We start from the raw sequence: 19,619 nt of genomic DNA on the forward strand, positions 1-19,619 counted from the left end.
TTGCAACACCCCATTGATGACTTAGTAACGGTGTTATCGGCAAGCCACTGGGGAACTTTACATTTGCGAAAAGGAAAAAATCATCGGGCGGCAACGCGCCGCCCGCAGAGTTTAAAAGGCGACGTCCACGATAATGGTGTCGGCATAGGTTCCGGCAGGCGGCGTGGTCTGGTTGGTGAGCACGCGGGCGGTGTAGTTGTAATTGCGCGTTAACAGATCCGTCGATTGTGAGGTGGACGCGCTGCTGGCCCAGCGCTCGGCACCGACGCTACCCCACCGGCTGCTGGTGCTGCCTTTGTAGATCTCATAGCTCATGCGATTGTTACCGCTCGCCATATTGCGCACGCTGCCATTGGCATAGCTGCCGTTGCTCAGCCCCACGGTGTAGGTGCTGCCTTTGGTGCAGGTGATGGCAATCGACTGTGAAATTGCCGGGAAGTTTTTTACCAGCGGCGCGGTGCCAAAATTCACATTCGGCGCGGTGATGGTGGAGCAGTCGTTGGTGACGGTGCCGTTGACCTGAAGCGTGGTTAACAAGGTGCCGGTCTGCGGCGTGCCGCATAACCCCAACAGTCCGACAGCGCAGATGTTGTAACCGATGCTGAGATTCAGCGTCACCTGGTACGGCCCGGCGGAGACGTTTTGCCCGGCGACGGTACGCAGATAGATCGGCAGGCTGTAGCGCTGCTGCCCAAGTAATCCAAGCAGCGCGTTAGAGTTCCAGGTATAGGGCGAGGCGTTGATGGTCACTTCGCTGTTACTGGCGCAGTTGGCCTGGCCGCAGACGCGGATCGGAATGGTATCCGTCACGGTGAGATTGTCGGTGCGCTTCATCGCCGCGCGGTTGCTGGCGGTCACCGTCGCCCCGGTGATCGAGAGCGTCACCGAGTCGTTGGTCAGAAGCCCCAGCACCCGGTCACACTGCACGTTCAGCGTGGCGGTGGTCGTTTGCGGATTGCTGTTAAGCGCAAACGAGGTGACGGTACCAAACGTCCCCGCCACGGTACTAGCGCTGCAGGCCGCAAAAGCCTGGGGGATCGCCCCCAACAGCAGGCAGAGTAATAAACCAATACGGAGCATCAGCGTTTCTCCTCACAGGTAACCGGCCCGTAGGTCTGTAATTTATGGTCGGGATTTGGCCCCACCCGCAGCGTGACAAAACAGGTTTTGTTTTCCGGGGTCGTCACGCGTAAGTCGTTTACTTCATTAAGACTTTCCAGCCAGGCGATGCCGTCATAGCCGACAATCGCCGTCGGTTTGCCCTGCCGGTAAACCTGGCTGGTCAGCGGCAGTGGCTGACCGTTTTCATCATGCAGGATCACGCTCGCCACCCGCTCCTGTTGCATCGGGAACTCCACCAGGTAACCGCTCTGACGGCGCAGCGCCACCTTACGTTCCGTTTCCGTCAGGCGGGTATCCGCGGGAAGATTGAGGGTGTTGATGCTGTAGCTCGCCGGGTAGTAGGCCGAGACGCCGCTGATCAGCAGATAGCCATTTTTATTGGTGCTGCCGACCGGCTGGTTTTCATAGTTCACCGGCACATCCGGCTGGCCGCCGGTGCTGACCACCACAAAGGCATCGTTGATTCTGTTGGCGGCGAACACTTCGCCATCCATCAGCACCAGCGATCCCAGTGCCTCGCCCCACCAGGTCATCATATTGCGCTCACCGTAGCCGCCGCCCTGCAATTCAATGTTGTTATTACGCCAGCCCAGCGTGCCCTGCTGGTAGCTGCGGGCCTGTGACTGGCGGGCATACGCCATGTTCCAGCTAAAGCCGCCGTCGGTCGGCATGGCGTGGTTGTAATTCAGACGCTGCGTGTTGCCGGAGGTGGGCGTGTTTTCCATGCTAAAGGCGGCGCTGTCGCGGTCGCCGAGGGGGATTTGCAACGACATGCCGTAGGTCCAGTCGCCCCGCTGGTTATCGCGGCTGGCGGCGAGGTTAATACTGCTGCTGCCCCACAGATTGCGGCTCCAGGAGAGATTGAGCAGTTCGGTTTTCTGGTTATCAAAGCTGCGCACACCGATCCACGCCGCGCCGACGTTGCCAAAATCGCCCATGTTAAAGGTCAGGGAGTACTGATCGGTATTGCGGCTGAGGCTCGCTATCGGCTGGCGGTTGTTTTCGTCATATTCATACAGCGCCGTCTGGTCATACAGCGCCAGATTCCCGAAGCCGCGATCGCGCCGGCTGTGCTGGGTCGCCACGCTAAAGGTGCTGGTGCTGTACTGGTAGCCCCAGTCAAACTGGCCACCGCTGTTACCGCGCATCCGGCTTTGCGTCCAGGAGGTGTTCACCACTCCGTACTGACCGAGTTTCAGCACCGCGCCCGCGCCGCCGAGGGCCAGCTCTTCGGCCGCCTCGGTGTGGCCTTCCAGCGTCAGGTAATCGGTCAGCCCGTAACGCAGCGTCCCGCTGCCCGCCGCCGGGCCGTAATCAAAATTGTCGATGCCGTAATTACGCCGCAGGCTGCCGACGGTGACCGCGCCATCGCTCAGCCCGCTTTTCAGCACGTCGCTGGCCACGTAAAACGGCAGCGTGGTGCTGACCTGGCGTCCGAGCGCATCGGTCGTCACCAGCACCGCATCGCCCGCCCCGTTGATATAGGGCAGGTTGGTTAAGGTAAACGGTCCCGGTTGCAGACGGGTGTTGCCCGCGCGATACCCGTTGATAAACACGTCCACGGAGGTCGGCACCGCCGCCTCGCCGGAAAATTCCGGTAGCGGCCAGGTGACCAGATCCGGGCGCAGGGAGAAGTCGCGCCCGTAGCGAATACCGCCCATGCGCACGCTGCTGCTCCAGCTTAGCGAGTCAGAAATCACATCCCCGACGTTAAGCTCCGTGGCGTCGTCTTCGTTGGTCAGCGTCAGGGTGGTGTCGTAGCGGATATACCCCTCTTTTTGTTGTAGTTCGCCGGTCAGGTTCTGGCGCTGGGTGCCGGTGGAGTTGAGCACCGCATTTTCATTAAAAAAGCGCAGCTCATGCCACAGGGCAAGCTGGCTGCCGACGTGCTCGGTCTGGCTGGCGTAGATGTCGTAGTTGAGCAGCGCCCCGCGTCCGTACATCGGTTCGGCGCGCTCCGCCTCGCCGCTAAAGGGCGTGTTGCGCTCGCCCACCCATTCACGCGGAACAAACAGCATTAAGCGCTGGCGGGTACTGTCATATTCCGTGCGCACATCCGGGAGCGTGGAGAGGTTCACTTCCCCGGCAGGCAGACGATCCGCGGGGATCCCGGCTTTGATCAGATCCTCGCGTTGCGCATAAAAGATATCGTCACGCCGGGTGACGGGAGCCACCACCTCAGTGTCGTAATAGTTCACCACCAGCGAGAGGTGGAACACCGCCTGGGCATTGATCGCCTGGGCATCCGGGGGCGGCGGCAGGGCGTCATCCCCCTCCTCTGCCCGCACGACCGTGGAACTGCCCAGCACCATCATCATTATCGGCAAGATCAGTTTGCGGGGGCCGACTGCCATTGCGTATCCCGTGCGTTAATGGTGGCGCGAATGCGTCCGGGATCGGTGAGGCCTGCGGGCAGCGGCCAGCTTCGCACGCTGCCCGGCAACACATAGCCCAGCAGCCCTTCCGCAACGGTACGGTTTTGACCGCCCTGTTGCAGCGACACCTGGCTTAACCGCACATGCACGTCGCTGCGATTGCGCACTTCAAGCGCCGGTTTCCCGCCCTCGCGGATCACCCGCCAGCTCAGATCGCGGGGATTAACCAGCGCATGATTGGCCCCTTCTGCATAGGTCGCCACACCCTGGCCGTAGACAAACAGCGGGATCGAGTAGCGCATCTGGATCTTGAGGCCAATCTGCGGGGAGGAAGGATCATTAGGCTGCGGAATTTCATCGACAATAATGCGGTAGGCCTGCTCGACGCCAGCGGGCACATTCGCCTGTTTCATCAGGCGGATAAGCTGTTTGCTGCCCTTATCGATGCGGATAATCGGCGGGCTGGCGACCACCTCCTGCTGCGCCTGATAGCGCTCATGACCGCCATCCTGATGCCAGCGCACGATACGCACCTGCATGGTGGTCGGGGTGTCACCCTGATTCTGGATCCAAAGCTCGGTGGCCTGTTTATCCGCCGCCAGCCACGGGTCAATCGGCCATAACAGAATGGTCGCCGCCGCCATGACCTGTTGAGCGTTGAGCGCCAGCGCTGCGGTCAGCAGCATCGCCCCACGTGTAGTGACGTTCATGACACTCCTCCCTGTATCACCATGACAAGGTCACGGTGAGTTGATCGCTGTAATTTCCGGCGGGGCTAAACCCCGTAAGTTGCGCTGCGCCGAACAGCGTCAGCGCAATATTGTTGCTGTCGGTGTAGGTGACCGACAGCGTCTGGTCGACGCCAATTTCGCTGTTTGCCGCAAAGGTATTGCTGCGGTACAGACGGTACGGGACCACCTCGGTGCCCCCGCTGCGCTGCATGTTGCGGACGGAGGCGTAGTGCAGTCCACCGTTGATGCTCATACTCAGCGCCACGCCTGGCGTGCAGGCGAGCGATAAGGCGGAATTAGGCACAAAACTGGTGGTGACGCGCCCGCTTTCGACGCCGGTATGGGTGCCAAAGTTGAGCGAACCAAGAACGCCCCCTGTGCCGCTGGCGACCGAGCATCCGGCTTCGATCGTGGCCCCCACCTGAAACGTCTGTGTGGTGACGGCCTTTGCCGCTCCCGGCAATATGAGTCCGGCGACGAGCAGATAAAATCCGCCGCGCAGGACTCCCCGGCCTCCCCGAGGGAAAGCGGTGCATCCATCTGTGGTCATCGTGATGGGGCGTTAGTAAATAACGCTCACGTTAATCGTATCGGTGTAGCTGCCCGGCACGACGCTGACGCTGTTTCCGCCGCCCTGGATACGGCCATACAGCGTGTAGTTATCCACGCCGCCGGTGGTGGAGGCGATAGGCAGCGGCGCGTTGTTGGCGACGACGTTACTGAATCCGCTGTCGCTGTAGAGGCTATAGGCCACGCCCTGCGTCGCGTTGGTAGTGTTGATCAGGTAACGCGCCGGCGTGCCGGGGGTGCCGACTACGGTACCGGGCGCGGTGGCGTTGGTGTTACCGGTGATTTGCACGGTATAGCTGGCGGTGGTGCACTGAATGCCGAAGCTGTTTCCGCCCGCCGCGCCAGTGAGCTGGGTGGTCAGTTCGGAGAAGGTCGCCGGGTGTTCACCGAAGTCCAGCGTACCGAAGTTGATCCCATTCTGGCTGGGCGATCCGTTGATCAGGCAGCCATTCGTTAAGGTGAGGCTGGCCCCAATTGTCCCGCTACTGGTCACCGCGCGGGCCTGCTGCCCGGCAAAAACGAATGCGCCAGCTGTCAGGACAAAAAGTAATTTTTTGTTCATGTCACCGCCTCCAGAAAATGAAGCGTACCGTTCAAAGCGATACCAGGAAAGTTGCCGATATTAATTATTCTGCGGCTCTAAATAGCAGAATTAACAGAAATTTAGCTTAAGCGGGTGCAAACAACCAGCCCTGAAATTAATGCTGAAATGAAGGCAGACTGACATAAAATTTCATTTATTTTCAAGGGATTAAATTTAAGTAAAAGGTGTAAATAAACGTATCAGCGAATAATATATTCCTGCTGGTGTGATCTAGATCACGCTATTAACGCTTATTTTCGACGGCGGCTTTAATGTCGGGTTAATTATGTTTTACCGGGACTTAAATAAGTGGGGAAATAACGGGAGATAGACTTCAGGGATGATTATTTCAAATTAGATAATATGGGAAAGGAGGTATTTTAAAGCGGGGAGAATATATCCCCTCACCCCGACCCTCTCCCCAGGGGAGAGGGGGAACAGCGGGCCGGTGCCCTCTTCCCCGGGAGAGGGAGAAAGGCGGGCAAGTGCGGACGCCGGGCTGTCCCCTCTCCCCGAGGGAGAGGGTTAGGGTGAGGGTAAAAGTGCTATCAGGCGACGTGTGTAGTCGCCACGTCCAGCAGCGCCATCTCGTCGCTGTTCAGCAGCTTCTCGATGTTCACCAGGATCAGCATACGGTCGCCGAGTGCGCCGAGGCCGGTCAGGTACTCGGTGGACAGGGTGACAGCGAATTCCGGGGCCGGACGAATTTGATCGGAGGCGAGCGACAGCACGTCGGATACGCCGTCGACCACAATCCCGACCACACGCTGGCCCAGATTCAGCACGATCACCACGGTGTTTTCGTTGTACTCCACTTCGGTCTGGCTGAACTTCACGCGCAGATCAACGATAGGCACAATCACACCACGCAGGTTGGTGACGCCTTTAATAAATTCAGGGGTGTTGGCGATGCGGGTCACCTGATCGTAACCACGGATCTCCTGCACTTTGAGAATATCGATGCCGTACTCTTCATCACCCAAAGTGAAGACCAGGAATTCCTGACCTGATGGCTCACCAGCCAGTTTCGCTACATTACTCATACCGGTCATATTTATACCTTCTTACCTAAATCAGGCGGCTGTGTGCGCCATACGTTGTTCACGGTTTAATCCCTGTAACGCCGATACATCCACAATCAGCGCGACACTGCCATCACCAAGGATGGTCGCAGCGGAAATGCCCGGCACTTTGCGATAGTTGCTTTCAAGGTTTTTCACCACTACCTGATGCTGACCAATAAGCTGATCAACCAGCAGGGCGTAGCGGCGGCCAGCACTTTGCACAATCACCACAATGCCTTTCGTGGCTTCAGTTTTGGCACCTTTTACGTCAAAGACTTTCCACAGCTCAACCAGCGGCAGGTATTCGCCGCGCACTTCGAGTACGCGCTCGCCGCCAGCCAGCGGGTGGAGATCTTCTTCGCGCGGTTGCAGTGATTCCATCACCGCATTCAGCGGAAGAATAAAGACTTCTTCGCTCACTTTGACTGACATACCGTCAAGGATCGCCAGCGTCAGCGGCAGCAGGATGCGAATGGTGGTACCCGCGCCCTGTTTGGATTTGATCTCAACGTGACCGCCCATTTCCTGGATGTTACGTTTCACCACGTCCATGCCCACGCCGCGCCCGGACACATCGGTTACCTGCTCGGCGGTGGAGAAGCCCGGTGCGAAAATCAACATGCCCACTTCTTCATCAGACATGTTTTCGTGAACGGCCATGCCCTGAGAAATGGCTTTCGCCAGGATGCGCTCGCGGTTAAGGCCCGCGCCGTCATCGGTCACTTCGATACAGATATTGCCGCCCTGATGTTCCGCTGACAGCACCAGGTTGCCGACCGGCGATTTACCTGCTTCGGCACGTACGTGCGGCAGTTCGATCCCGTGGTCAAGGCTGTTACGCACCAGGTGCGTTAACGGATCGATGATGCGTTCAATCAGGCTCTTATCGAGTTCGGTTGAGCTACCCACCAGTGTCAGTTCAATCTGCTTATCCAGCTTGGTCGCCAGATCGCGCACCAGGCGCGGGAAGCGGCTGAACACGTATTCCATCGGCATCATACGGATGGACATCACCGATTCCTGCAAATCGCGGGCGTTACGTTGTAACTGCCCCATGCTGGTGATCAGATCGCCGTGCGTCACCGGGTCCAGCTCGTTGGAACGCTGGGCGAGCATCGACTGGGTAATCACCAGTTCGCCGACCAGGTTAATGATCTGGTCAACTTTTTCGACCGCCACGCGGATGCTGGTGGATTCGCTGGCACGAGCGGGTTTTTCACGCTCCTGACGGCCCGCAGGCTGCTCTTTCGGTACGGCTTTCAGCACAGGTGCGGCGCTGACGGCCGGGACCTGCGGTGCTTCTTCCACTACCGCAACGCTCGCCGCTTCAGGTTCAGCACTTGCTGGTTGCGCGGTTTCGAAAGCAATCTGGTCCTGCTCGATAACAAAGCACAGTACCGCGATCAGATCGTCCTGGCTCACACCGCCGTCAAGCGTGGCGCTGAGTGAATCCGCCCCTTTTACCACGTCACTGAGAGTGGCGAGGTTTTTCAGTTCGTCTTCCAGCAGGCTGACTTCGCTCTCTTTGAGGCGCGACAGCACAATGCGCAGTTTCGCCTCTTCCGCTGCGGGCGCAGCCGCGGTTTCTGTGGCGACGGACGCGGTGTCCACCACGCTCAGTTTGGCACCGCTGGCCGCTGCAGGAACCACCTCGCCTTTTGCTTCCAGTGCAAGCTGACGCAGGGCATTGCAGATATATTCAAAGCTTGCGGCATCCGGCTCTTGTGAGCTTTTATAGGCGTCGAGCTGTTCCTGCATAATATCTTTGGTTTCCAAAAACAGGTTGATAATGTCGGTATTGAGCTGCATCTCTCCACGTCGGGCTTCATCAAGCAGGTTTTCCATCAGGTGCGTGGTTTCCTGCAAAATGGTGAAGCCGAACGTCCCTGCACCACCCTTTATCGAGTGCGCAGCACGAAAGATGGCGTTCAGTTGTTCGGAGTCCGGGGCCTCTGGCACCAGATCCAACAAATGTTGCTCCATGTCGGCCAACAATTCGTCAGCCTCATCAAAAAACGTCTGATAAAAATCGCTAATATCCATGCTCACGCTATCACCTCGGATCGGGTTGTGGCGATGTGGGTACTGTCGCCTGAGGCTCGGCCCCCGGCTGTTTTAATAAACTGATTGGTTCATTCTGACTGTCGGCGTTTTCATGCAGAATGGCGTCTTCTGCCTGCTTGTTTAACACCAACAGACTGATACGGCGGTTAATCGCATCCCCTGGGCCTCTGTCGCGCAGACGCATAGTGGCTGACATGCCCACCACGCGCAGGACTTTACCGTCATCTAACCCCCCGATAACCAGCTCACGCCGTGAGGCGTTTGCGCGGTCAGCGGAAAGCTCCCAGTTGCTGTAACCTCTTTCCCCATTGGCGTAGGGGAAATCGTCGGTATGACCCGACAGGCTGATTCGGTTCGGGATGCCGTTAAGCACCGGCGCGATGCCGCGCAAAATATCGCGCATATAAGGCTCTACTTCCGCGCTGCCGGTCTTAAACATCGGGCGATTCTGGCTATCAATAATCTGAATGCGCAACCCTTCCTGCACCAGGTCGATTTTCAGATGCGGGCGCAGCGCACGCAGCTTGGGATCCGCTTCAATCAACTGATCTAGGTCGCCGCGCAGTTTGCTCAGTCGCGTCTGCTCCATGCGCTTGCGCAGCTCTTCAATATTCGGCTGACGGTGGACTTCGCCCTTTTGCTGGGTGAAATCATCGCCACCGCCCGGGATCGGGCTGTCGCTGTTCGAGATGCGAGGCCCGCCCGTCACCGCTGTTGCCAGCGGGGTGCGGAAGTATTCCGCAATCTGAATCAGCTCTTTCGGACTGGAGATGGAAATCAGCCACATCACGAGGAAGAACGCCATCATTGCCGTCATAAAGTCGGCGTAAGCAATCTTCCACGAACCGTGCGAACCGCCTCCGTGTCCTTTATGTTTACGTTTTTTAACAACGACAATAGGATGGGCCTGGTTTTTCATGCGTCCTCAGTCGTGCTCTGCTGATTCGGGTTTCTGACTGCACGCACGTGCTCTTCCAGTTCAACGAACGACGGACGTTCGCTGGAATAGAGCGTTTTACGTCCAAACTCGACGGCGATCGGCGGTGCATAGCCGTTGAGGTTTGAAAGCAGCGTGATCTTGACGCACTGCATCATTTTGGTGGTTTCGGCGCTTTTCTGTCGCAGAACGGTCGCCAGCGGGGAGATAAACCCGTAGGCCAGCAAAATGCCGAGGAAGGTTCCCACCATGGCGTGTGCAATCAATGCACCCAGTTCTGCTGCCGGACGATCCGCTGACGCCAGGGCGTGAACCACCCCCATGACCGCCGCCACGATACCGAATGCAGGCAGGGAATCCCCCACCATCGCCAGGCTGTTCGCCGGCACTTCGGCTTCGCTTTCGTGGGTTTCGATCTCTTCATCCATCAGCGCTTCGATTTCGAAGGTGTTCATGTTGCCGCTGATAATCAGACGCAGATAATCCACGATAAATTCGAGCATCACCGGATCGGCGATGATCCGTGGGTAGCTTGCGAAAATCTCGCTTTCCTGCGGGTTTTCAATATCCCGCTCAAGCGAAAACATCCCCTGTTGACGTGACTTGGCCATCAGGCGATAGAGCAGCGCCAGCAGATCCATGTACACATCTTTGGTGTATTTTGAACGGCGAAAGAGTAAAGGCAGCGCTCTGAGCGTCCCTTTGATGGCTTTGCCGTTGTTGCCCACAATAAACGCACCTACGCCCGCGCCGCCGATGATAATAAGTTCGGCAGGTTGATAAAGTGCCCCAAGGTGTCCGCCGGTCATCATGTAACCGCCGAAAACTGTACCGAGAACAACCAGGTAACCTAATAAGATCAGCACGACATCATCCTTCAGCTGTTGACTAAGGCAAGGAGGAACAAATCGGTCTTAACGTAACGGCAGGGCAAAAAAAAGCAGCGGTAATTGCTTACCGCTGCTGGAGTGTTGTCCACACCGTGTCGGTTAAACAGCCTGATCGATCTGTTCATCCAGCAGTTGTGGAATAATATCGGCAGCTTCCGGGGAAAGTTTACGTCTTTTTACTGCCCTGGATGGCGGCTGACATAAACTGCAGGCGAAGCTTCCCACGGGTTGGTGTGCGTGGGTAATAAAATTGCCATCACAGCAATTGCAGCGGGAAAGCTGCAGCATTCCGCTTTCAACAAAACGCACGAGCGTCCATGCGCGGGTCAGGGCGAGGATCGGCCCTTCTTCCTGTTGCGGACATTGTTCCAGATAGAGACGGTACGCTTTAATCACCGCGTCAACGCCGCTGCATAGCCCTGTTTTAAGAAGAAATTGCCAGGCGTTGCAGAACATTGACGCATGGATGTTTTGTTCCCACGTCATAAACCAGTCGGTTGAGAAAGGCAGCATACCTTTTGGCGGCGGGCTTCCACGCAGTTCTTTATAAAGTTTAATGAGGCGACCACGGCTCAGCTGCGTCTCACTCTCTAACATTTGCAGACGTGCACCCAGCGTGATGAGTTCCATCGCTAACTGAATGTCACGTGCTTCCTGGACAATGCTTTTTTCGCTCATTATCAGGCCCTTTTTTTCCGGGCAGGCGCATCGACAGTTTGACCTGCATCACTCAGCAGACGCGTTGAAAGCAGAATGCCAGTGTGGATTTGCTGCAAATCATCAACACGGGATTCCTGAGTCAGGCGCGTAATGGTCTGGTGGCTGTCAAAACGGAATTGACAGATCAACTGATTAGTTTCAGCCAGCTTAACCATCTGCGGCAGCGTAAGCTCGCCCATGGTGGTCGCCATTTCTTCGTTAATACCTAAACGAAACATCGCTGACGCTTTGTCCTGACTAATCAGACGTTGTGCAAGCAGTAAATATGACAAGTTGATGTCATAAACATGTTTTAGCAACTCGGATGTATGCATTTTTTCCCATCCAGAATAACCAACTATTATACTTATGCGGCCTGGCCGCACCCCGTGATGTCGCCGGGAAAAAACCCGGTTAAAAAAAGAAAAGTCAAAAATGCATTGCATCGATTTAGGTCAAAAGTGTGAGGGCGGTCACCTCGACAGGGTTCTCGTTCCCTTCTACGCTTTAAATCATTTCTTACACTAAACTAAGATTTTTCCTAAATCGAGGCAACTGTACTCGCGGACACTGAGACATACAATGTGACCGGGCAGCAATTTGAAAATAATGTGACAGAGATCACATAATTTAAGCGAATATTCCGAATAAATCTATAATTCGCGCTGATTGATTGAGTACTTTTTGTTCTATCAGGAGCCTTATCTATTCCATTTCATCGAATAGTCATGCAAACCTCATTTTACTTATTTGTCCTGCCCTCTTCGCTGGCAAATCCTGAGCCTGCTATGCATCACGATCATTTCTACAGTAGAAACGATTATTTTTTATTTAATTTAAACAACAAGTTAATTAAAAAATGAGGGCTACAGGCGAATCGGCAACTTCCAGGAAATTTTGTTTATCGACAGGATTAAAACGTTCGTTTCTCTTCTTTTGAAGCGCGAAATTTGCGATAAGTACTTAGAAACTTTTAACATAATTCCTCATGAAACAATTCCAGGCGTAAGAATAATTAATGAATATTTATTAACGCTGTCATACAACTGCGATTTTAGTTACTTGCAGAATCGGAAAAAAAGGAGTAACGCTAGCCCGGTTCATAGACGAAAAGGAGTCAGTTATGAGCTACTCACATCTGCTTGTCGCGGTTGCTGTTTCACCGGAAAGTCATCAGCTACTCCATAAAGCCGTAGCCCTCGCCCGCCCTTCTCAGGCCCGCATCAGTCTTATCACCCTGACCACCGACCCGGAAATTTATAATCACTTCGCCGCCCCCATGCTTGAGAACCTTCGTGATGTCATTTACGAGGAGACGCAGATGTTTCTGGCGGAGTTAATACGGCAAACGGATTACCCCATCGCCCACACATTCATGCCTTCGGGTGAGTTAAGCACTCAGGTTTTGCATCTATGTAAAACGCACCAGATCGATCTGGTGGTGTGCGGAAACCACAATCATAGCGTGATGTCGCGCGCGCTCTGTTCGGCAAAAACGCTGGTGGGGACAAGTCAGGTGGATGTGCTGCTGGTGTCGCTGAACGCGGAGTGAGGCTCCCGCAGAACGGGAGCCGTCGGATTACGCCATTTTCGGGAAGGTCGCCACTTTGTTTTGCAGCGCACTTTCCGCGCTACGTGGCGCGATTTGCTTTAAATCGCGGAGGAACCTCTCCTGCCAGGCGTTGATATCGTTTTTGGTGATGATGTCCATCATCTCGGCATGACGCGAAATACGCTCGGCGAGCGGCATACTCAGCGCCCTGTCCATTGCGGCGGCCATGCCGTCACGATCGTAAGGGTTAACCAGCAGCGCCGAGGTCAGTTCGTTGGCCGCACCCGCAAACTGCGAGAGGATCAGCACGCCGGGATTCGCCGGATCCTGTGCCGCCACATACTCTTTCGCTACCAGGTTCATCCCGTCGCGCAGCGGCGTGACCAGACCCACATCAGAGTAGCGGAACACTTTCATCAACAGTTTGCGATCAAAGTGCTGGTTCAGGTAATAGAGCGGCGTCCAGCCCAGTTGTCCGTATCTGCCGTTGATGCGCCCGGCGTCGGTTTCCAGTTGATGACGAATATCCTGATATGCCTGCACTTCACCGCGTGAGGTCGGCGCAATCTGCGTATAACGGATTTTGCCGTGATGCTGCGGGAACTTCTCCAGCAGCGTTTCGAACGCGGCAAAACGCTCCGGCAGCCCCTTGGAGTAATCCAGACGCTCTACCGAGAAGATGTTTTTCACGCCTTTCAGCTCAGCTTTAAGCTGGGCCAGCTTCGGTGGCAGCGGGCCAGCCGCGGCCTGGGCGATCTCTTTTGGCTCAATACCAATCGGATAGACTTCCGTGCGGAAGGTTTTGCCCCATGCGGTGTGCGTTTTATTGCCTTTGGCAATCAGCCGGGTCTGGCAGGACAGGCTGTCGAGGAACGCGACACGGTCACTTTCCGTCTGGAAGCCCAGCAAATCGTAATCACACAGCTGTTCTAACAGTTCCGCGTGCGGCGGCAGCGCGTTGAAAATTTCCGGCGTCGGGAACGGGATATGCAGGAAGAAACCAATCTGGTTATTCACCCCGCGCTGACGGAGTTCGCTGGCGAACGGCAGTAGATGGTAATCGTGGATCCACAGCACGTCGTCTTCTTCCAGCAGCGGCACCAGCTTGTCCGCCAGCAGTGCGTTCACGCGCTGATAGCCCTCCCAGGCCTCACGCTGATACTTCACCAGATCCAGACGGTAGTGGAATGCCGGCCACAGCACAGCGTTCGAGAACTGGCTGTAATACTCATCATAATTCTGTTCGCTGAGGTTGAATGACGCCCAGGTGATGTTCCCCTGCGTCACTTTTTTCAGCGGCTCATCTTCATCACCGATCTCGCCACTCCAGCCAAACCACAGGCCCCCGGTCTCTTTCAGTGCGCCCAAAATCCCGACAGCCAGTCCACCTGCACTGGATTTTTTGTCATCCGGCGGTGCGATGCGATTAGATACTACGACTAAGCGACTCATAGCCATCTCTCCTGTTTGTTAATGCCATTTCTTGTTTTTGTTGGTCGAGCATGTCTTCTAGCCATTGGTGCACGCTGGCTACGCTTTCCAGTCGATACTGCGCCTGCGTGGCACCAATGCCGACTTTGATGGAAACCCCATCCAGTCGGTTGATGATCTTAAAGCCCGCTTCATCGGTCAGATCATCACCAAGAAATACCGGTTTCTTACCCGCAAACGGGGCTTCCTGCATAAAGGCTTCAAGGGCCGCGCCTTTGTTAATGCCGCGCGGTTTTAATTCCACAACGCATTTACCCGGCTGTAATGCCAGTTCGCTGTATTTTTCTTCGAGGGATTTCGCCAGCGCAAAGATGGCTTCTTCGTGGTGCATCGCCTGACGGTAGTGCAGCGCAAATGCCATCCCTTTCGCTTCAAGCTCGGTCCCTTCCAGCCCGTCGAGGGCCGCGATTAACTCAAGCTCAATCTGCTTTACCAGAGATTCCGGCAGGGTCACGATATGGGTTTTACCATTGATGTCGCGGCGCTCTGCCCCATGAACCCCGGCCAGCGGGAATTGATAAGGGTGAGACAGGGAATCGAGCTCCTTCATGGAGCGCCCTGAAATCAATGCCACCGCGCCGTCGTTAGCTTGCGCCAGTTGATGCAACCGGCTGAGAACAGCGGGGGGAACGAATACCTGGTCGGGATGCGGTTTAATGTCGGCGAGGGTTCCGTCGAGGTCAAAAAAGAAAGCAAAATTCCCGGAAAGTACAGGCGGTACAGATAACTGGTCAGCCACCCTGGTTTCCTCCTTATGGTTCTGATCGGCCGCATAAGCAGCCGCATCTCGTTATTAATAGCCATGTAAGTATAGACAGTGTGACGAGGCTCGCCATTTTGATCGGAATGTGCCAGCCGTGAAAACGGCTGGCAGAGGGAGGGACTAGACTTGAAGGTTAAACCAGGCGAAACGGCAGATGCACCTAAACAGTGCGCTTCGCTTTCTGTTTGTAGCGGTCGAAAATTACCGCCGCCAGCAGGATCAAACCACGCACCACATACTGCGAGAACGGCGAAATATTCAGCAGGTTCATAGCGTTTTCGACAGTACCCAGGATCAGGATCCCGGCGATGACGTAGGAGATTTTACCGATACCGCCTTTGAGCGACACCCCGCCCAGCACGCAGGCTGAGATGACGATCAGCTCATAACCGATGGAGGTCATCGGCTGGCCGCTGGTCATTCGCGAGGCCAGAATGATCCCCGCCGCCGCCGACACCAGACCGGAGAGCACAAAGATGATAATTTTGGTGCGCACGACCGGCACGCCTGCCAGTCTCGCCGCTTCTTCGTTACCGCCGATAGCCAGCGTGTTGCGGCCAAAAGTTGTACGATTTAGTAAAAATCCGAAAATGATTAAACAGCCCACCGTTAACCAGATCGGCGCAGGTAAACCGAACCAGTTGGTATAGCCGAGGGCGAAGAAACGCTCATCTTCGATACCTACCGCTTTACCGTCGGAAATGATGTATGCCAGCCCGCGCACAATCTGCATGGTGGCAAGCGTCGTGATCAGGGCGTTAATCTTCAAGCGGGCGATAACAAAACCGTTCACCAGACCGCTCAGTACGCCGAGCATCAGACCGGCAAACACACCGATCCACAGGCTTTCGGTGAGGTTAATCACCACCGCCGTGGTGACACCGGCGCAGGCAATCACGGAGGCCACGGAGAGGTCAAAATCCCCGGACGCCAGGCAGAACAACATACCGCAGGCCACCATCCCGGACATCGAGATAGCCAGCCCCAGACCTTTCATATTTACGAAGCTGGCAAAGTTTGGCACAAACAGCGCGCAGCACAGGAACAGCACGGCGAAAACCACCAGCATGCCGTATTGGTCCCAGATGCGGCCAAGGTTAAACGGCGACTTCGGCGCGCCGGAAGCAGTGAATGACGACATAATATTCTCCTCGCTCAGGCGACAGCCTGGCTAACTTTAGGCATGGCAAGGCTTAACGCCTGTTGTTCATCCGTCTGACCGTGAAGCAGTTCCCCGGCGATCTCACCTTCACGCATCACAAGAATGCGGTCAGCCACGCCGAGCACTTCCGGCAGATCGCTTGAGGCAAACAGCACCGCAACGCCGCGTGCAGCCAGCGCATAAATGACGTTGTAGATTTCATGCTTGGCACCCACGTCGATACCGCGCGTCGGCTCATCAAGCAAAATGACGTTCATCTCTTCCGACAGCCAGCGCCCGAGAATGGCTTTCTGCTGGTTACCGCCGGACAGGTTCATGATCAACTGTTCCGCACCGGGTGTTTTGATGTTCAGCGAGCGGATATGGTGATCGGCGTTTTGCTCTTCCCAGCCGTCGTTAATCAGGCAGCCTGCACGGATGTACTTGCGGCGGGCGCTGATATTGATGTTGTCGCGGACCGAATGCACCGGAATGATGCCCTCGGCTTTGCGGTCTTCCGGGCAGAGCATCATGCCCGCACGGATGGCGTGCGCCGGTTTTTGGATGTCCACCGCTTTACCGTCGATCCAGACCTGCCCTCCGGTAATACGGGTGCCGCCAAACAGCCCTTTCATTAATTCACTACGTCCGGCACCGACCAGACCAAACAGGCCGACAATCTCGCCGCGTTTAACGGAGAGGCTGACCGGTTTACGCACGCCCGGCGCTTTGACTTCATCCAGGCGCAGCATTTCTTCGCCGTATTCACGCGGCTGCCAGCCATAGATATCGCCCAGCTCACGGCCCACCATCGCCTGCACCAGCGAGTCATGATTGACCTGCTGCATGTCGCTGAAGGTGCGCACGTAGCGCCCATCTTTAAACACGGTGATGGCGTCGCTCAGGGCAAAGATTTCTTCCATACGGTGCGACACATAAAGGATCACGCGCCCTTCATCGCGCAACTCGCGGATAACGCGGAACAGATTGTCGATTTCCCGCGCCGAGAGCGAACTGGTCGGCTCGTCAAAGGCGATCACTTTGGCGTTACGTGCCAGCGCTTTGGCGATCTCCACCATCTGCCACTGACCGATGGAGAGATATTTCAGTGGTGTTTGCGGATCGATATCCAGGCCCAGATGCTTTAACTGCAAACCGGCTTCGTAGTTAAGCAGCGAGCGATTGACCAGCCCGCCCTTGTGCGGCAGTTGCCCGAGATAGATATTCTCGGCCACCGTCATTTCCGGCACCAGGTGCAGTTCCTGGTAAATAATCGCCACGCCCGCATTCAGCGCGGCAGTGGTATCGGCAAAGGTCACCTCTTCGCCGCGCAGTATCAGGCTGCCCGTGGTTGGCGCATAGTTGCCGCTGAGGATTTTGAGCAGTGTGGATTTACCCGCACCGTTCTCCCCCATCAGGGCATGAACCTGCCCGGCGTAGCAGTCGAAGCTGATATCGCTAAGCGCTTTAACGCCGGGGAAGGTTTTGCCTATACCACGGAAAGAAAGGTAGGGAGTTGACTGTTGCATAACATCTCCGTGACTCATTTCATTGTACGTCTGGCCCTTCACCACCGGGGTGAAGGGCACAACCAACAGAGAGACTTACTTCACACCCAGCCCTTTTTTCGCCAACTCTTCTTTAAAGTTGTCGCGGGTGATCAGCACCACATCAGTAACGGCGGTGAATTTCGGCGGCTCAACGCCCTTCTCAACCCAGTTGTAGAGCATTTCGCTGGTTTTATAGCCGTGTACGTCCGGGCTTGGCAGCAGGGAGCCGTAGAAGCCGGTGGCCTGTGCTTTTGACAGCTCGCTGACCGCATCCACGCCGTTAATGCCGATGCCGATTACGTCACCCGCTTTAAAGCCCTGGCCTTCTGCCGCACGCACACCGCCGAGGACGGTGTTGTCGTTCATGCCGACCACCAGCCAGTGTTTAACTTCCGGGTGCTGTACCAGCAGGGAGTTACCGGCATCAAATGCGCCGGGGATATCGTTCGCTTTGGTCGGGACCTGGTAGATCTGTTTTTCCGGGAATCCGGCCGCTTTCAGCGCGTCCATGGAGCCGGAGGTGCGGCGACGGGCGGTATCCAGTTCGTTGGCGGTGATGGCCATAACGCCGGTTTCTTTCACATCCCAGCCGCGTTTTTGCATCTCTTTATAAAGTTCCTGACCCTGGCGCGCGCCGATTTCGCTCGCTGCCATCATTACCAGCGGAACGGATTCCATCGGTTTGCCTTTGGCGTTAACGAACTGGTCATCGACGGCGATCACTTTCATGTCATAGCCTTTCGCTTTCGCCACAATTGCTGAACCCAGTTTTGGATCGGGCGTACAAATCACGAATCCTTTAGCGCCGCTGGCTGCCAGGCTGTCGATGGCATTCAGCGTTTTTTCGCCATCCGGCACGGCAATTTTGATGACTTCAAAGCCCAAATCTTTGCCGGCTTTATCCGCAAATTTCCACTCCGTCTGGAACCAGGGTTCTTCCGGCTGTTTAACCAGAAAACCGAGCTTCATGGACTCTGCGATAGCGGATTGTGACATAACGGCAGCCAGACCAATGGCAGCCAGCGCTTTAGTGAATTTGTGCATGGTTAACTCCAGCTTAAACTTTCTTTTATGTAGGGAATAACGCTCTGTCGGTACGTTAATCAGTCAGAAAACAACGCATTAGCAGCTTCAACGCCTGAGATGCTCGTGCTGTCATTAAGTTTTAGCGGGAAATTGATTCTCCATAGGAGAGCGCCATCACACCGCAGAATTACAGTAATTGCGTACATAGATTCAGCAATAAAAGCCATAAATTTGCGGGTATTTGTCAGACAATTAAAAAGGGGGTTAGCAGAATTATCCATAACACCAGCCAGCTTATCCTTGTGACCCGAATGCGTTGCACATCCGGGTCGCTTCCGGCTTAAGGATTACCAGCGATAGTAAATATGATCGGCGTGATCGCGCACGGGTGCCTCATCCCCTAACAGGCGGGCAGACAGCGTGAGGGCAAAATCAAATACGTGCCCTAACCCTTTGCCGCTCAGCAGGTTGCCGTCTTCCACCACCGGGGCATCGACATATTCCCCGTCGGTAATGTCCTGCCAGAGATCGCCGGAGCAGACGTAGCGACGCCCTTTCAGCAGGCCGTTGCCGCCGAGGACGCGGGCCGCTGCCGAACAAATGGGGCAGATGAGCTTACCGGCTTCGTCATGGGCGGCGACAAAACGGACCACCTCCTGGCTGGCGGCTAGGTTCACGCTCCCCTGCGGGCCGCCCGGCAGGACAACCGCGTCGTACCGGGTATCAAGCCGCTCGCTTAAGGTGTGGTCAGCCACCATCGGGATATTATGGTAGCTGACGACCGTGCGGGATTCCGCACAGGCCAGGGTTTCCACCTCAATATGCAGGCGACGCAAAATATCGATCGTGACAATCGCCTCCGCCTCTTCAAAACCGGGGGCCAGTAATACCGCCACTTTCTTCATTGATGACTCCTTCCTGAGTGATTAAAAGCAATATTGCGAAATCAATTGTGCGTCACGGTTTTTATGACATCAAACATGATCTGCCGCATTTTTCCCGCCCTGCCGACATTAATTTTCATCGGAAATTACAGGAGGCAATAATATGCTCACATAAGA

The 19,619-nt window shown here is 55.7% G+C and carries 18 protein-coding genes; 1 reads left to right on the forward strand and 17 read right to left on the reverse strand.

The annotated features are described in order from the left end of the window. Window positions 1–111 precede the first annotated feature (111 nt). The 11 genes from BM373_RS11530 to flhD form a co-directional block, all read right to left on the reverse strand. A complete protein-coding gene (locus BM373_RS11530) occupies window positions 112–1,080 on the reverse strand; it encodes a Csu type fimbrial protein (RefSeq protein WP_090461572.1) in 969 nt (322 codons plus the stop codon). After that, a complete protein-coding gene (locus tag BM373_RS11535) occupies window positions 1,080–3,476 on the reverse strand; it encodes a fimbria/pilus outer membrane usher protein (protein ID WP_090461573.1) in 2,397 nt (798 codons plus the stop codon). The genes BM373_RS11530 and BM373_RS11535 overlap by 1 nt, the downstream gene beginning before the upstream one ends. After that, window positions 3,452–4,207, reverse strand: coding sequence for a fimbrial biogenesis chaperone (locus tag BM373_RS11540; RefSeq protein ID WP_090461574.1), 756 nt, complete (start codon window positions 4,205–4,207; stop codon window positions 3,452–3,454). The genes BM373_RS11535 and BM373_RS11540 overlap by 25 nt, the downstream gene beginning before the upstream one ends. A gap of 16 nt (window positions 4,208–4,223) precedes the next feature. Further along, window positions 4,224–4,778 carry a Csu type fimbrial protein gene (locus tag BM373_RS11545; RefSeq protein WP_090461575.1) on the reverse strand — a complete coding sequence of 185 codons (555 nt, stop codon included), beginning with the start codon at window positions 4,776–4,778 and terminating at the stop codon, window positions 4,224–4,226. A gap of 12 nt (window positions 4,779–4,790) precedes the next feature. Further along, window positions 4,791–5,360 carry a Csu type fimbrial protein gene (locus tag BM373_RS11550; protein ID WP_090461576.1) on the reverse strand — a complete coding sequence of 190 codons (570 nt, stop codon included), beginning with the start codon at window positions 5,358–5,360 and terminating at the stop codon, window positions 4,791–4,793. A gap of 569 nt (window positions 5,361–5,929) precedes the next feature. Next, window positions 5,930–6,433, reverse strand: coding sequence for a chemotaxis protein CheW (gene cheW / locus BM373_RS11555; protein WP_090461577.1), 504 nt, complete (start codon window positions 6,431–6,433; stop codon window positions 5,930–5,932). Window positions 6,434–6,454: 21 nt separating this feature from the next. After that, a complete protein-coding gene (cheA, locus tag BM373_RS11560; protein WP_256214632.1) occupies window positions 6,455–8,488 on the reverse strand; it encodes a chemotaxis protein CheA in 2,034 nt (677 codons plus the stop codon). A gap of 10 nt (window positions 8,489–8,498) precedes the next feature. Continuing rightward, window positions 8,499–9,428 (reverse strand): flagellar motor protein MotB, encoded by a 930-nt coding sequence (gene motB, locus BM373_RS11565; protein ID WP_090461579.1) that lies wholly within the window; start codon window positions 9,426–9,428, stop codon window positions 8,499–8,501. Continuing rightward, on the reverse strand, window positions 9,425–10,312 hold the full coding sequence (motA, locus tag BM373_RS11570) for a flagellar motor stator protein MotA (protein WP_090461580.1): 888 nt from the start codon (window positions 10,310–10,312) through the stop codon (window positions 9,425–9,427). The genes motB and motA overlap by 4 nt, the downstream gene beginning before the upstream one ends. Window positions 10,313–10,435: 123 nt before the next feature. Then, complete coding sequence (gene flhC, locus BM373_RS11575) at window positions 10,436–11,020, reverse strand: flagellar transcriptional regulator FlhC (protein ID WP_177220148.1); 585 nt, start codon at window positions 11,018–11,020, stop codon at window positions 10,436–10,438. Beyond that, the gene (gene flhD, locus BM373_RS11580) at window positions 11,017–11,370 is read right to left on the reverse strand and encodes a flagellar transcriptional regulator FlhD (protein WP_090461582.1); all 354 of its coding nucleotides are present in this window, start codon (window positions 11,368–11,370) and stop codon (window positions 11,017–11,019) included. The genes flhC and flhD overlap by 4 nt, the downstream gene beginning before the upstream one ends. Before the next feature lie 788 nt (window positions 11,371–12,158). On the opposite strand from flhD, the gene uspC reads away from it, so the two are divergent. Then, window positions 12,159–12,587: a universal stress protein UspC gene (uspC, locus tag BM373_RS11585; protein ID WP_090461583.1), complete on the forward strand. Its 429-nt coding sequence runs from the start codon at window positions 12,159–12,161 to the stop codon at window positions 12,585–12,587. Between the two features lie 27 nt (window positions 12,588–12,614). On the opposite strand, the gene otsA is transcribed toward uspC, so the two are convergent. The 6 genes from otsA to BM373_RS11620 form a co-directional block, all read right to left on the reverse strand. Further along, window positions 12,615–14,039, reverse strand: coding sequence for an alpha,alpha-trehalose-phosphate synthase (otsA, locus tag BM373_RS11590; RefSeq protein ID WP_090461584.1), 1,425 nt, complete (start codon window positions 14,037–14,039; stop codon window positions 12,615–12,617). After that, window positions 14,014–14,817: a trehalose-phosphatase gene (gene otsB / locus BM373_RS11595; protein ID WP_090461585.1), complete on the reverse strand. Its 804-nt coding sequence runs from the start codon at window positions 14,815–14,817 to the stop codon at window positions 14,014–14,016. Before otsB ends, otsA begins: the two co-directional genes overlap by 26 nt. 184 nt (window positions 14,818–15,001) lie before the next feature. Next, window positions 15,002–15,982 (reverse strand): L-arabinose ABC transporter permease AraH, encoded by a 981-nt coding sequence (araH, locus tag BM373_RS11600; protein ID WP_090461586.1) that lies wholly within the window; start codon window positions 15,980–15,982, stop codon window positions 15,002–15,004. Between the two features lie 14 nt (window positions 15,983–15,996). Beyond that, the gene (araG, locus tag BM373_RS11605) at window positions 15,997–17,511 is read right to left on the reverse strand and encodes an L-arabinose ABC transporter ATP-binding protein AraG (protein WP_090461587.1); all 1,515 of its coding nucleotides are present in this window, start codon (window positions 17,509–17,511) and stop codon (window positions 15,997–15,999) included. 75 nt (window positions 17,512–17,586) lie between these two features. After that, on the reverse strand, window positions 17,587–18,576 hold the full coding sequence (locus tag BM373_RS11610; RefSeq protein ID WP_090461588.1) for an arabinose ABC transporter substrate-binding protein: 990 nt from the start codon (window positions 18,574–18,576) through the stop codon (window positions 17,587–17,589). Window positions 18,577–18,905: 329 nt separating this feature from the next. Beyond that, window positions 18,906–19,463: a DJ-1 family glyoxalase III gene (locus tag BM373_RS11620; RefSeq protein ID WP_090461590.1), complete on the reverse strand. Its 558-nt coding sequence runs from the start codon at window positions 19,461–19,463 to the stop codon at window positions 18,906–18,908. Window positions 19,464–19,619 lie beyond the last annotated feature (156 nt).

It is taken from the genome of Enterobacter sp. kpr-6, assembly GCF_900116015.1.
Classification (GTDB): Bacteria; Pseudomonadota; Gammaproteobacteria; order Enterobacterales; family Enterobacteriaceae; genus Enterobacter_D.

Excerpts from the sequence above, each read along its gene's own strand:
- uspC (WP_090461583.1), top strand. The coding sequence starts at position 12,159 with ATGAGCTACTCACATCTGCTTGTCGCGGTTGCTGTTTCACCGGAAAGT.
- otsA (WP_090461584.1), bottom strand. The coding sequence starts at position 14,039 with ATGAGTCGCTTAGTCGTAGTATCTAATCGCATCGCACCGCCGGATGAC.
- araH (WP_090461586.1), bottom strand. The coding sequence starts at position 15,982 with ATGTCGTCATTCACTGCTTCCGGCGCGCCGAAGTCGCCGTTTAACCTT.
- BM373_RS11610 (WP_090461588.1), bottom strand. The coding sequence starts at position 18,576 with ATGCACAAATTCACTAAAGCGCTGGCTGCCATTGGTCTGGCTGCCGTT.
- BM373_RS11540 (WP_090461574.1), bottom strand. The coding sequence starts at position 4,207 with ATGAACGTCACTACACGTGGGGCGATGCTGCTGACCGCAGCGCTGGCG.
- BM373_RS11535 (WP_090461573.1), bottom strand. The coding sequence starts at position 3,476 with ATGGCAGTCGGCCCCCGCAAACTGATCTTGCCGATAATGATGATGGTG.
- BM373_RS11550 (WP_090461576.1), bottom strand. The coding sequence starts at position 5,360 with ATGAACAAAAAATTACTTTTTGTCCTGACAGCTGGCGCATTCGTTTTT.
- motB (WP_090461579.1), bottom strand. The coding sequence starts at position 9,428 with ATGAAAAACCAGGCCCATCCTATTGTCGTTGTTAAAAAACGTAAACAT.
- flhD (WP_090461582.1), bottom strand. The coding sequence starts at position 11,370 with ATGCATACATCCGAGTTGCTAAAACATGTTTATGACATCAACTTGTCA.
- BM373_RS11620 (WP_090461590.1), bottom strand. The coding sequence starts at position 19,463 with ATGAAGAAAGTGGCGGTATTACTGGCCCCCGGTTTTGAAGAGGCGGAG.
- BM373_RS11530 (WP_090461572.1), bottom strand. The coding sequence starts at position 1,080 with ATGCTCCGTATTGGTTTATTACTCTGCCTGCTGTTGGGGGCGATCCCC.
- BM373_RS11545 (WP_090461575.1), bottom strand. The coding sequence starts at position 4,778 with ATGACCACAGATGGATGCACCGCTTTCCCTCGGGGAGGCCGGGGAGTC.
- cheA (WP_256214632.1), bottom strand. The coding sequence starts at position 8,488 with ATGGATATTAGCGATTTTTATCAGACGTTTTTTGATGAGGCTGACGAA.
- araG (WP_090461587.1), bottom strand. The coding sequence starts at position 17,511 with ATGCAACAGTCAACTCCCTACCTTTCTTTCCGTGGTATAGGCAAAACC.
- cheW (WP_090461577.1), bottom strand. The coding sequence starts at position 6,433 with ATGACCGGTATGAGTAATGTAGCGAAACTGGCTGGTGAGCCATCAGGT.